This is a genomic window from Hydrogenophaga sp. R2 (genome assembly GCF_049843595.1).
GTDB lineage: Bacteria > Pseudomonadota > Gammaproteobacteria > Burkholderiales > Burkholderiaceae_C > Hydrogenophaga.
Genome location: NZ_JBBHZN010000004.1, coordinates 70209 through 83336, shown reverse-complemented (window position 1 = coordinate 83336; position 13128 = coordinate 70209). Strand labels below are relative to the sequence as shown.

Genomic DNA, 13128 nt, shown 5'->3' with positions numbered 1-13128 from the left:
CCGTCACGGCGGCGACCACGCGTAGGTAGCCCCCTACATCCATTCCTTACTTGCCACCCATGAGCCCCGAAACCACCGCACAAGCCCTGCCCTACCCCCGACTGGCCGCTGCACTGGCCGCCCTGCTGCAGGACCCGCAGGTGCAGGTGCCCCCGCGCCTGGTGCAGCCGCTGCCCGGTGGCGGCAGCCTGTTCGTGATGCCGGCGCACGACGCGCAGCTGGCCATCACCAAGCTCATCACCTTCGTGCCGGACAACGCCGCACGCGGACTGCCGGCCATCCAGGGCGACATCGTGGTCTTCGACGCGGTCGACGGCCGCCGCATCGGCCTGCTCGACGGACCCACCGTCACGGCCCGGCGCACGGCCGCGGTGAGCCTGCTGGCCGCGCAACGGCTGGCGCCCCGCACCGACGGCCCCCTGCTGATCGTGGGTGCCGGCGTGCAGGGCCGATCCCATGTGGACGCCTTGGCCGACGGCCTGGGCCTGAGCGAGGTGCTGGTGGCATCGCGCAGCGCCGCCAGCGCCGACGCGCTGGTGCAGCACGCCCGCGACCGCGGCCTGACCGCCACCCGCGTGGACGACCCCGACGCCGCCCTGGCCGACTGCCCGCTGGTGGTCAGCTGCACGCCGGCCCAGGCGGTCTGCCTGCGCGGGCGGCCGCGCGACGACGCCTTCGTGGCGGCCGTGGGCGCCTTCACCCCGCGCATGGTGGAGTGGGCGCCCGAGGTCTGCCGCGACCTGGCCCGGCGCGGAACGCTGGTGGTGGACACGCGCGACGCCGACCTGGAAGCCGGCGACCTGCTGCAGGCCGGCATCGATGTGGCCGCCCTGCCCACCCTGGCCGACGTGGTGGCCGGCCGGGTGCGGCGGCCCGCCGCCGGGCCGGTGTTCTTCAAGAGCTGCGGCTGGGCCGGCTGGGACCTGGCGGCCGCGCGCTGCGCCCAGGCCGGGTGAAAAGCGGCTCCGCATGCCGGAAAACACCGAGGCCCGCCGCCGGGCATAGGGCCAATAATGCATAGGCAGTCCGACGCAGGCTGCATTCCGCGATGCCGAGCCGCCCTTGAAACACCTCCTCCAAGCCGCCCTTTCGGGCCTGACCCTGCTGGCCTGCCTGCTTCATGGCACGGCGCAGGCCGAGTCCCCGTCGCCACCAGCGCTGCGGCTGGCGTCGGCGGGCCTGCCCAGCATGTCCATCGGCCTGCTGGCGGCCGCCGAGGGCTACTTCGACGCCGAGGGCCAGCCGGTCCAGGTGGTGGGCTGCATCAACGGCAAGGACTGCATCGCCCGCATCGTCGCCGGCCAGGCCGACGTGACCATCGTCTCCGACACCAGCCTGGTGCTGGGCCTGCATGCCGGCCACAGGCTGGAGCTGATCGCCACCGTGGCCAGCTCGCGCCGCAGCAACCAGCTGGTGGCGCGGGCCGACCGCGGCATCGTGCGGGGCAGCGACCTCAAGGGCCGGCGGGTGGGCTACCTGGCCGGCACCAGCAGCCACTTCTACACCGAGACCTTCCTGAGCTACCACGGGCTCACGCCCCAGGACGTGACCCTGGTCAAGCTCGATCCGGTGCGGCCGATCGACGCCCTGCTCAAGGGCGAGGTGGATGCCGCCGGTCTTTACCACCCCTTTGGCGGACAGGCCCTGGACGATCTCGGGCCCCGGGGCAAGGCGCTGGAGATTCCGCCCATCTACACCCTCACCATGAACCTGGTGGCCCGGCCCGGCCTGAGCGATGCCCAGCTGGTGAAGGTGCTGCGCGGGCTGCAGCAGGTGGCCCTCATGATGCGCAACGAACCGGCCCAGGCCTACACGCTGGCCTCGCGGGTGCTGGGCATCCCGGTGGAGCGGGTGGCCGTCCTGCTGCGCGAGTTCGACTTCCGGCTGCGGCTCGACCAGAGCCTGATCGGCACGCTGGAGACCGAGTCGCGCTGGGCCATGCGCTCGGGTCAGTCCGCGCTGACCGAATCCCCCGACTACCTGGACGTGATCCGTGCCCGCCCCCTGCGCCAGCTGGAGCCGCGCGCCGTGTCCATGGTGAAGTGAGCCCGCCGTGCGCCTGCGCCCGCTGCTGATTGCCATGGTGAGCACCGTGCTGGTGCTCTCGGCGCTCAACCTGGTCCTGCTGGCCCAGGACGTGCGCGATGCACGCACCCTGGACGCCCAGCAGGCCGCCGCCGAGAAACTGGCCCGCGATGCCGCCGGCCTGCTGGTGCTCACGCAGGACTACATGCTGCACGGCTCGTCCCGGTCGGTGCGGCAGTGGGTGGTGCTGCACGGCGAACTGCGCACGGCCCTGCGCAGCTATGCCGCCGCCAGCGAGCGCGGCGACGAATCCGCCCGCGAGCTGGAAACCGTGATCGAAGGCTTGCCGATGCTGTTCGACAGCCTCACCCGGCAGCGGCTGGACGGCTCCGATGCCCTCGGCTGGGCCCGGCGCGAGCTGCTGACCGACCAGCTGATCAACGAGACCCGGCTGATCAGCGACGGCGCCTTCCAGCTGTCCGACCGGGTCAACGAACGCCGCCGCCATGCCGAGCTGCGGCACGGCGTCATCGACCTGGCCACCCTGGCCGTGCTGCTGGCCCTGGTGGGCTCCATGGCCTGGCTGCTGCTGCGCCGGGTGCTGTGGCCCATCGGCCGGCTGGGCGAGACCGCCGAGCGCATGAAGGCCGGTGACCTGGACGCGCGCACCGCCTACCGGCACCCCGACGAACTGGGCCAGCTGGCCGAGAGCTTCGACGCCATGGCCGGCACGCTGCAGGAGCGCGACATGGCGCTGCAGACCCTCAACCGGCAGCTGATGCAGAGCGAATCCTTCCTGGACCGCGTCTCGCGCATCGCCGGGGTGGGCGGCTGGGCGATGGACATCGCCACCCGCACGCTCACCGTCACGCCCCAGACCCTGGCCATCTTCGGCCTGCCTGCCGGCCACCAGCTCACCCTGGACGAGCTGGGTGCCCACTTCAGCCAGCCCACGCTGGACACCATCAATGCCGCTGCCCGGCGCGCCATCGTGGAGCGGGTGCCGGGCGACCTGGAACTGCCCTTCGTCACCGCCTACGGCCGCGAACGCTGGCTGCGCCTGACCTCGCTGGCCGAATACGAAGGCGACCGGGCGGTGCGGCTGGTGGGGTCGCTGGAAGACGTGACCGAGCGGCGCGAACTGGCCGAGGTGCTGCGCCAGGCCAAGCAGGATGCCGAGGCGGCCAACGAGGCCAAGAGCCTGTTCCTGGCCAACATGAGCCACGAGATCCGCACGCCGCTCAATGCGGTGATCGGCGTGAACAACCTGCTGGCGGCGTCCTCCCTGAACGCCGAGCAGACCCAGCTGCTGCGCAAGGCCCAGCTGGCCGGCCAGTCGCTGCTGGGCATCGTCAACGATGTGCTGGACCTGGCCAAGATCGAGGCCGGTGAGCTCACCCTGGACCTGGCGCCGCTGCGCCTGGGCCGGCTGGTCACCGAGAAGGCCACGCTGTTCCTGCCGCAGACCCTGGCCAAGGGCGTGCAGCTCGAGGCCGACCTGCCCAACGACCTGCCCACCTGGCTGGTGGGCGATGCGCTGCGCATCGGTCAGGTGATCAACAACCTGCTGTCCAACGCGGTCAAGTTCACCGACCGCGGGTACATCCGTCTGTCCCTTCGGGTGCTGGAGAAAGGCCCGCAGGGCGTGCACCTGCGCTGCGAAGTGGCCGACAGCGGCATCGGCATCGAGCCCGAGGTGCGCGAGCGCCTGTTCCGCCCCTTCACCCAGGCCGACGCCTCCACCACCCGGCGCTTCGGCGGCACCGGCCTGGGCCTGTCCATCGTGCGCCACCTGGTCGAGCTCATGGGCGGCACCTGCGGCATGGACAGCGAGCCTGGCCGGGGCAGCACCTTCTGGTTCACCCTCACGCTGCAGCCCGCCGAGCATGTGCGGGTGCCGCAGGTGCCGGGCCTGCCGGTGTTCGTGACCGGTGGCCAGGCCGGCGACCGGCAGCCGTATGTGGAGGCCGCCCGCAGCCTGGGCTGGAAGCCGGTGGAGGTGCCCGACCTGATGGCGCTGGGCCAGCAGACCCACCAGGGCGACCTGGCACCGGTGGGCAGCGGCGGGGTGGTGATCGCCCTGTGGCGCTCCAGCGATGCCGCCACCACCGCCGCCCTGCGCGCCCTGGACGGTTCCCTGCCCGGCAGCCCGGCCCTGGTGGTGATCTGCCTGGATGCCACCAGCCACATCGCCCTGCCCCACACCGGCGTGCGGGCCGATCAGGTGCTGTCGGCGCCGGTGGAGCCCCCGGTGCTGCTCGACGCGGTCAACCAGGCGGTCAGCAGCCACCAGCTGGAGCCGCAGGTCAACACCACCGACCGCTGGCTGCAGGGCGTGCGGGTGCTGCTGGTGGACGACAGCGAGATCAGCCGCGACATCGGCCAGCGCCTGCTGGAGCTGCAGGGCGCGGTGGTGCAGACCGCCATCCACGGCCGCGAGGCCCTGGAGCGGCTGCAGGCCGCCCCCACCGCTTTCGATGTGGTGTTGATGGACGTGCAGATGCCCGTGATGGATGGCCTGCAGGCCACCCGCCTGATCCGTGCCACCCCGGGCCTCGCGCAGCTGCCGGTGGTGGCCCTGACCGCCGGCGCCCTGCTGGAGGAGCGCCGCCGGGCGCTGGCCAGCGGCATGAATGCCTTCCTGAGCAAGCCGCTGGACCTGGCCCGGCTGATCGTCGAGGTGCGACGGGTGATGACCGAGGCCGGTGCGCGCGTGCCGGAGGTGGTCAGCGCCCAGGCGCAGACACAGGCGCCGGCGGGGGCCGGCTGGACACCGGTAAACGGCATCGACATGGCGGCCGCCCGCCAGCTGCTGTGCGGCGACCACGGCCTGTTCATCGGCCTGCTGGAGCGCTTCGTGAAGGACACCGCCAGCCTGCCCGGCGAGCTGCCCGCCTGGTGCCGCGACACCAACCCGGCCCGGCGCGAGGCCCTGCTGGCGCGGCTGCACAAGCTGCGGGGTGCCGCCGGTGCCCTGGGCGCCACCGAAACGGCCGGCATCGGCCACCGGCTGGAACAGGCCCTGCGCCAGGGCCTGCCGGCCGACGATCTGGCCCAGGCGCTGGCCGACGCGCTGGCCCGCCTGGCGGTGGCGGCCGGGCGCGCGCTGGCCGACCACCAGGGCCAGCAGACCCAGGCACCGCCCGCCGCGCCGGTGGCCCTGCCGGCACTGCAGGCGCTGGCGGCCCTGCTGCAGCGGCAGGACCTGGACGCCCTGGACCGCTATGCCGAGCTGGCCGGGGGAATCCGCGCACTGGCCGGGGACGAATCGGAGGCGGCCCTGCGCGAGGCGGTGCAGTCGCTAGACTTTGCGCGCGCCAGCCATCTGCTGGAAACCATCACCCCGCTGGCCACCGCCTCCTGAACATTCCCGCCATGAAATACCTGCACACCATGGTCCGCGTGACCGACCTGGAAACCTCCCTCAAGTTCTACCGCGATGCCCTTGGCCTGGAGGTGCTGCGCGTGCGCGAGGTGCCCCAGGGCCGCTTCACCCTGGCCTTCCTGGCCGCCCCCGGCGACACCCAGGCCCAGGTCGAGCTCACCTACAACTGGGACCCCGAGCAGTACACCGGGGGCCGCAACTTCGGCCACCTGGCCTACGCCGTGGACGACATCTACGCCACCTGCGAGCGCCTGCAGGCCCATGGCGTGACCATCAACCGCCCGCCGCGCGACGGCTACATGGCCTTCGTGCGCTCGCCGGACCACATCTCCATCGAGCTGCTGCAGCGCGGCGACCCGCTGCCGCCCAAGGCCCCCTGGGTCGACATGCCCAACGTGGGCAGCTGGTAAAGCGTCAGGAAGGGGACACCCCGGCCCCTGATCGGGGCTTCAGTTCGGGGCAGTTGTGTCGAAATGCACGGACGACGCCGCAGAGCGTCGCCCTTCTGTCACACAACGCCACTGCCCACCATGAACACCCTTTTTGCCCCGGCAGCCGCCCTCATGGCGCGCCTGCGACTCGGCCCGAAATTCCTGCTGGCCGGCATTCCCACCCTGATCCTGCTGCTGGCCCTGGGCTTTGCAGCCGTGCGCGACCTCAATGAGCGCGTGCAGGCCCTGGAGTCCAAGCGGGTGGCCACCGCCCTCATGGGCGAGCTGGTGGAATGGAACAAGGTGCTGATCGAGAGCCGCCGCGTGGCCATCACCGGCACCCCGGGCGACCCGGCGGCACTCGAGGCGTTCAAGAAGCAGTCGGCCGCCGTCAACCGGCAGCTCGAGCGCATCGAGGCCAGCGTGGCGCAGGCCAAGCCCTACTTCGACATGAGCACCGGCCTGGCCGGTCTGCGCAAGGGCTGGACCGACCTGCAGGCCAACGTGGCCGCCCTGCCCATGGACGCCGAATTCCCGGCCAAGGCCTTCGCGGCCCATGCGCCCGAGTACGGCCGCCTCTACGGCTTCATGCGCGACATGGGCAATGCCTCCGGCCTGGCGCAGGACCCGGAAGCCGACCTGTTCTACCTGGGCTACCCGCTGGCCAACAACACGCCGTCCACCGCCGGCATCGCGGTGCGCATCGCCGCCTACGCCACCATGAACGTGAACCGGGGCACGGTGTCGGCCGCCGACAAGCAGTTCTACGAAGTGACCGACGCGCGCCTGAACGACACCTTCGGCACGGTGGAGACCATGCTGGGCCAGTCCATGAAGGCCAACCCGGTGGTGCAGCAGGCCCTGGGCCAGCGCTTCGACACCCTCAAGGCCAGCGCCAAGGACATGCTGGGCTACATCCGCACCAACTTCACCAAGGTCGACAGCGTGGCCGTGACCCAGGCCGATGTGGCCCGGGCTTCGGCCGCCACCCTGGACGCCGCCTGGGCGCTGGTGGAAGCCAACCGCGCCGTGCTCGACCAGCTGCTGCAGGAGCGCGCTTCCGATGCCACCCTCGACCGCAACCTGATCGTGCTGGCCATGCTGGCCGGCGTGCTGCTGTCGGTCTACATCTATGTGGGCATCTACCTGAGCATGGCCGAGAGCATGCGCCACGCCTCCAAGGCGGCGCAGGCGATTGCCGCCGGCCAGCTGGGCACGGTGCAGGCCGCCGTCAGCAAGGACGAGTTCGCCGATCTGGTGGCCGACCTGCGCAAGGCCGACCAGGCGCTGGCCCGCGTGATCGCCGGCGTGAAGCAGTCGTCCGAATCGATCGCCACCGCCTCGGCCGAGATCGCCACCGGCACCCAGGACCTCTCCAGCCGCACCGAGCAGACCGCCAGCAGCCTGCAGCAGACCGCTGCCAGCATGGAGCAGCTCACCGGCACCGTGAGCCAGAGCACCCAGGCCGCCGGCTCGGCCCGCCAGCTCTCCAGCTCCGCCGCCGACGTGGCCCGCCGCGGTGGCCAGGTGGTGCAGCAGGTGGTGCAGACCATGGACGCCATCAACGACAGCAGCCGGCGCATCGGCGACATCATCGGTGTCATCGACGGCATCGCCTTCCAGACCAACATCCTGGCGCTCAACGCGGCCGTGGAAGCCGCCCGCGCCGGTGAACAGGGCCGGGGCTTTGCGGTGGTGGCCGGCGAGGTGCGCAACCTGGCCCAGCGCAGCGCCGAGGCCGCCAAGGAGATCAAGCAGCTGATCGCCACCAGCGTGGACAAGGTGGAAGCCGGCTCCCGCCTGGTGGGCGAGGCCGGCGGCACCATGACCGAGATCGTCGACTCGGTGGGCCGCGTCAACCAGGTCATCAGCGAGATCAGCTCGGCCGCCAACGAACAGAGCCAGGGCATTGCCGAGGTCAACACCGCCGTCAGCAAGCTCGACCAGATGACGCAGCAGAACGCCGCCCTGGTGGAAGAAAGCGCGGCGGCCGCCGAAAGCCTGAAGGAACAGGCACGCCGCCTGGCCGAGGTGGTGGGCAGCTTCCGCATCGAGGGTTCACACATGTGATTGCCGGGCTCACGGCGCTGGGGTAACTTCCCGGCCCATGAGCCCACTGCACACCCTGAGCGCGCGACAGATCGCGCAAGCCGTTGCCCGGCGCGAGACCACGGCCGAAGCCGTGGTCCGTTCGCACCTGGAACGCATCGCCGCCCTCGACCCCGAACTGCATGCCTGGCAGTTCCTGGACAGCCGCCAGGCGCTGGAGCAGGCCCGCGAACTCGACCGGCGCGGCCCCGCCGGCCCGCTGGCCGGCGTGCCGGTGGGCGTGAAGGACCTGCTGGACACGGCCGACCAGCCCACCAGCTACGGATCGCCCATCTACGCCCACCACCGGCCCCAGGTGGACGCCGCCTGCGTGGCCGGCTGCCGGGACGCCGGCGCGCTCATCCTGGGCAAGACGGTGACCACCGAGTTCGCCACCTTCAAGCCCGGTCCCACCCGCAACCCGCACAGCACGCCGCAGGCGCCCCACACCCCGGGCGGCTCGTCCAGCGGCTCGGCCGCGGCGGTGGCGGCCCACATGGTGCCGCTGGCCTTCGGCACCCAGACCGCCGCCTCCATCGTGCGGCCGGCGGCCTTCTGCGGCATCGTGGGCTACAAGCCCACCCACAACCTGCTGCCGCTGGCCGGGGTCAAGTCGCTCTCGCCCAGCCTGGACACGGTGGGCGGCTTTGCCCGCAGCGTGGACGACGTGGCCCTGTTCATCGGCGCGCTGGCCCGGCTGGACCTCACGCCGGTGGTACCGGAAAAGCTGCGTGTGGGCCTGTGCCGCACGCCGCACTGGGAGCTGGCCGATGCCGACGCCCGCCGCGCCTGGAACGATGCGGCCCAGGCCTTCAAGGACGCCGGTGCCGAACTGGTGGAGGTGGAGCTGCCCGAGTCCTGGGCCGGCCTGGCCCAGGCCCAGATGGACATCATGAATTACGAGGCGCGCTCGTCGTTCGCGGCCGAGCGGCGCGAACAGGCCGGCGGCTTCAGCCCGGCCTTTGCCCAGGTGCTGGCCGGCGGCGATGCGGTGGACCGCGAGCGCCTGTTCGCGGCCCAGGCGCTGGCGGTGCGCCTGCGCGCCGAGCTGGAAACCCTGTTCCGCCTGACCGATGTGCTGATCGCCCCGAGCGCGCGCGGCGAGGCACCGGCCGGGCTGGACTCCACCGGTGATCCGGTGTTCAGCCGCCTGTGGTCATTGCTGGGTGCGCCGTGCGTGCAGGTGCCGGTGGGCCAGGGCAGCCACGGCCTGCCGGTGGGGGTGACGGTGATCGGCCCGCGCTGGAACGACACCCAGGCCCTGGGTGCTGCGCTGCTGCTCGAACGCTCGCTGGGCTGAGCAGCTCAGGGATGCAGGGCCGCGTTCAGGCGGTCCACCACGCCGGACCAGTCGCTGTCCTGCTGCAGGGCATCGCGCAGCAGCGTGGCCTGGGCCGGTGTCCAGAAGCTGGCCTCGTGCAGCCGCACGCCGTTGGCCAGCGGCCGGTGGCGGCGGATGAAGTCTCGCACCGCGTCGGGCTGGCTGGGCAGGCCCAGCTGCGCGAACAGGGCGCACATGTCGTGATCGATGGGTTCCATGAGATCTCCTGGGGATGGGGACGCGACGGATCAAGGGAACGGTTCCAGGCCCGCGCTGCGGGCCAGCAGGACGGCCGCTTCGGCCTGACGGTGGGTGCCGGTCTTGGACAGGATGCGTTTGAGATGGGTCCGCACCGTGTCCAGGCTGATCTGCATCTGTGCGGCCATGGTTTCCAGGGAAACGCCCTGCGCCAGCGAGGCCGCCACCGCTGCCTCGGTGGGCGTGAGCCCGAACAACGCCTGCAACTGCGCCAGCCGGACGGATGCGACCGGGTCCCTGACCTGCACCAGGGCAGCGCGCTGATCCGGAGCCGGTGCCGAATGGCCCGGCGCCAGCGGGACCACCTCCACCGACAGCGGCGCACGGTTTTCACGCGGCACCAGCAGTACCGAGCCCGCCAGCGGCGCTGCAGACCCGTCGTCGTTCACGGCGGCCTGCAGCTGCACGAGCAGCCTTTGCTGCAAGGAAGCACTGCTCAGGCACAGGCGATCCCGCACCACGGACAGTTCGGTGTTGTGGCGCAACAGCTGTTGCGCCGCGCCGTTCATGAACCGAACCCGCAGCGCCGCATCCACCATGAACACCCCGGTGTCCAGCCGGTCCAGTGCGGCCAGGGCCTGACCCTGCTGCAACGACACCGCCTGCAGCTGCTGCCGCAAGCGCAGCGCACGCTGCAGGTGCGGCAACAGGAACGCAGCCCGACGACGTTCATGGCGCCGGTACCCGCCGGCGTCGGCGGGGCGGTGGATGCCCAGCACCGCCACGGTGCCCGGGCCAGCGGGAAAGACAGCGCCCAGAAGGTGGTGGATGTCGAGGTGGCGCAGCCACTCCTGGTAGAAGCCGCTGCATCGCTGTTCTTCGACCGTCACCAGATCGGCATCGGTGATGACCCGACCCATGCCGTGCTGCACCGACCGTTCGACCCACAGGTCGCGGCGATGCCAGTCCTCCGCCCAAGCCCGGTCGGCCTCGGAGACCACCAGGTTGCCGGTGCACTCCAGCAGGGAAACCTCGCCACCGTCCGTGTGCAGCTTGACCACGGCACTGGTCGACTGCATGGCCTCTGCGATCAGGGTGGCGGTTCCCGGCCACAGCGAGGGATCCATCGCCGCAGCGTAGAGATGGTCGATCAGGCTCGACAGCCGGGCATCCAGGATCGTCGGGGTGGCCATGGCCGCGTTCTACCCCATTTGGGGGTCGAGTTTCCAGCGGCGAAGCACCACCATGGGCGGTCATGAACATCCTAGGGAGGCGTATGCGTCATTTCAATCTCGTCGGGCTGGTGTGCAGCCTGATCCTTGGCTGGAGCCACCCGGCACCGGCCCAGGCCGACACCCCTCGGACCCGCATGGAGATGGGCGGCGTGCGCATCGGCATGACCGAAGCCGAGGTCATGAAGGCCATCCAGGCCTTCGACCCGAGCGCCCGGCTGTCGTCGCGCTCGGTGGCCTACTTTCCGTATTTCGATGGCGTCAATGACCTCCGCACGCCCGACTTCCTCGATCAGCTGTCGTTCCGGATGTCCGACGGCACGCTCGGCGTGTGGTTTGCCAGCCCACCCTCCGAACCTCGGGTGTTCGCCGTGGTGCGCAGGGCCAGTCTGTCCCGACCGCCCGGCAGCGATCAGCTGCTGGCCGGCCTGCAGGAGCGGTACGGCCCTTTCAGCGCCCGGTCCGCTCCCCGGGGCGGGGGCGGTGCCATGGTGCACTGGAATGAAGAGGGCAAGGCCGCATGCGCGTCGGTCAGGGGCAAGAACGGCTCACTGCAGCCTTCGCCGAACGCCATGGGCATGCTGGTGCCGCCCGGCGCCGTGAAGGTGCTGGAGCGGCTGGCCCGCCAGGACGCCTTGCGCGAGGCGCTCGGTCCGTCGCGGGACCCGGTCCGTTGCGGGACCGTGCTCCGCTACGAATGGCTCAACGAGCCGGTCGGTCACTTCGAAGCCTGGCTGGTCGATCAGGGCGGCATGGTGGCGGCCGATCGCCAGTCGGCCCAGTGGGTGGAGCAGCTCACGGCCGAGGCCAGACGCAAGGTGAGCCGCCAGGGGACCACACCGAAGTTCTGAGCAGGCTCCCGACGGACCTCAGGCGCCCGACAGCCGGAACACCGCCACCGCCTGCACCAGCTCGGTGGCCTGGGTGCGCAGGCTGCTGGCAGCGGCCGCCATCTCTTCCACCAGCGCGGCGTTCTGCTGCGTGGCCTGGTCCATCTGGGTGACGGCCTCGCCGATCTGGCCCACGCCGTCGCTCTGTTCTTTGCTGGCCGCACTGATCTCGGCCATGATGTCCGTGACCCGGCGCACGCTGTCCACCACCTCGTTCATGGTGCTGCCGGCCTGGTCCACCAGGGCGGTGCCGCTGGCCACCCGCTCCACGCTCTCGGTGATGAGGTCCTTGATCTCCTTGGCTGCACCGGCACTGCGCTGCGCCAGGTTGCGCACCTCGCCGGCCACCACCGCAAAGCCCCGGCCCTGTTCACCGGCACGAGCAGCTTCCACGGCGGCGTTGAGCGCCAGGATGTTGGTCTGGAAGGCGATGCCGTCGATCACGCTGATGATGTCGGCGATCTTGCGGGAACTGGTCTCGATGCCCTTCATGGTCTGCACCACCTGCGACACCACCTGACCGCCCTGCTGGGCCACGGTCGATGCGGTCTGGGCCAGCTGGTTGGCCTGGGCCGCGTTGTCGGCGTTCTGGCGCACGGTGGACGACAGCTCCTCCATGGAGGCAGCGGTTTCTTCCAGCGCGCTGGCCTGGCTTTCGGTGCGCGAGCTCAGGTCCTGGTTGCCCTGGGCGATCTGCACGCTGGCGCTCGACACCGACTCCGAACCGGTGCGCACCTGGCTGACCACCTTGACCAGACCGCCCTGCATGTCCGAGAGGGCCTGCATGAGCACGCCCACCTCGTCCTGCGAGGTCACGCGCACCTGGCGGGTCAGGTCGCCGGCGGCCACGGCACGGGCCAGCTCGACGGCCTCGTTGAGCGGGCGGGTGATGGAACGGATGATCCAGCTGGCCATGCCCACGGCCACCGCCAGCGCGGCCAGCAGCGAGACCGCCAGCGTGGTGAGCAGCCCGTTCACATCGCCCTCGGCCTTCTGGCCGGCGGCATGGGCACCATCGGCCTGGAAATCCACCGCGTCGTCGATGGTCTTGAAGTACGCCAGCTGCAGCGGGCGCAGCGACTCCATCAGGTGCTTCACGGCATCGTCGCGCTTGCCCTCGGCAATGAGCGCCAGATAGCGGTCCAGGCTGTCGCGGAACGCGGTGCGGGCGCTGGCCGATGCGGCCATCAGTTCGCGACCGCGCGCCGAGACGACGAGCTTGTCCAGCTCGGCCAGCAGGGTGTTGACCTTGTTGCGCGATTCGACCAGCGACTGCTTCTCACCGGCGATCTGGGCCGGGTCGGTGAACAGCGCGATGTTGCGCACCGCGCGGGCCTGGAAGTTGGCCTCGTCGCGCACGGCCTCCAGGTCGGCGACGACCTTCATGCGCCGCTCGGTGATGTCGAGCAGCTGGTCGCGCACCGACAGGGCACGGCTGGCGCTGAGCGCGCCGATGCCCAGCATGAGCATGAGCAGCAGGGCGAATGCCGCCACCAGGCGGCTGGAAATCTTGAGATTCTTGAACACGGGAAGCCCTCCACACGGAATGTCTTGTGCG

Annotated in this window: 10 protein-coding genes; 7 read left to right on the top strand and 3 right to left on the bottom strand. The window is 71.0% G+C overall.

Annotated elements, in window-relative coordinates:
• Positions 1-59 precede the first annotated feature (59 nt).
• The 6 genes from WD026_RS13805 (at position 60) to WD026_RS13780 (ending at position 9229) form a co-directional block, all read left to right on the top strand.
• Positions 60-956, top strand: a complete 897-nt coding sequence (locus tag WD026_RS13805; protein ID WP_425724238.1) for a delta(1)-pyrroline-2-carboxylate reductase family protein — start codon at positions 60-62, stop codon at positions 954-956.
• 106 nt (positions 957-1062) lie between these two features.
• Positions 1063-2046 carry an ABC transporter substrate-binding protein gene (locus WD026_RS13800; RefSeq protein ID WP_425724237.1) on the top strand — a complete coding sequence of 328 codons (984 nt, stop codon included), beginning with the start codon at positions 1063-1065 and terminating at the stop codon, positions 2044-2046.
• A 7-nt stretch (positions 2047-2053) separates the two neighbouring features.
• Positions 2054-5389: an ATP-binding protein gene (locus WD026_RS13795; protein ID WP_425724236.1), complete on the top strand. Its 3336-nt coding sequence runs from the start codon at positions 2054-2056 to the stop codon at positions 5387-5389.
• An 11-nt stretch (positions 5390-5400) separates the two neighbouring features.
• Positions 5401-5820, top strand: coding sequence for a VOC family protein (locus WD026_RS13790; protein ID WP_425724235.1), 420 nt, complete (start codon positions 5401-5403; stop codon positions 5818-5820).
• Between the two features lie 120 nt (positions 5821-5940).
• On the top strand, positions 5941-7911 hold the full coding sequence (locus tag WD026_RS13785) for a methyl-accepting chemotaxis protein (RefSeq protein WP_425724234.1): 1971 nt from the start codon (positions 5941-5943) through the stop codon (positions 7909-7911).
• Positions 7912-7948: 37 nt separating this feature from the next.
• A complete protein-coding gene (locus WD026_RS13780; RefSeq protein WP_425724233.1) occupies positions 7949-9229 on the top strand; it encodes an amidase in 1281 nt (426 codons plus the stop codon).
• Positions 9230-9234: 5 nt separating this feature from the next.
• On the opposite strand, the gene WD026_RS13775 is transcribed toward WD026_RS13780, so the two are convergent.
• Together WD026_RS13775 and WD026_RS13770 are read right to left on the bottom strand one after the other, a co-directional pair.
• Positions 9235-9468: a DUF2789 domain-containing protein gene (locus WD026_RS13775; protein ID WP_425724232.1), complete on the bottom strand. Its 234-nt coding sequence runs from the start codon at positions 9466-9468 to the stop codon at positions 9235-9237.
• A 30-nt stretch (positions 9469-9498) separates the two neighbouring features.
• On the bottom strand, positions 9499-10641 hold the full coding sequence (locus tag WD026_RS13770; RefSeq protein ID WP_425724231.1) for a helix-turn-helix transcriptional regulator: 1143 nt from the start codon (positions 10639-10641) through the stop codon (positions 9499-9501).
• An 83-nt stretch (positions 10642-10724) separates the two neighbouring features.
• On the opposite strand from WD026_RS13770, the gene WD026_RS13765 reads away from it, so the two are divergent.
• Positions 10725-11531: a hypothetical protein gene (locus tag WD026_RS13765; protein WP_425724230.1), complete on the top strand. Its 807-nt coding sequence runs from the start codon at positions 10725-10727 to the stop codon at positions 11529-11531.
• A gap of 18 nt (positions 11532-11549) precedes the next feature.
• Here the strand turns inward: WD026_RS13765 and WD026_RS13760 are convergent, their stop codons facing one another.
• Positions 11550-13097 (bottom strand): methyl-accepting chemotaxis protein, encoded by a 1548-nt coding sequence (locus WD026_RS13760; RefSeq protein ID WP_425724229.1) that lies wholly within the window; start codon positions 13095-13097, stop codon positions 11550-11552.
• Between the last annotated feature and the right edge of the window lie 31 nt (positions 13098-13128).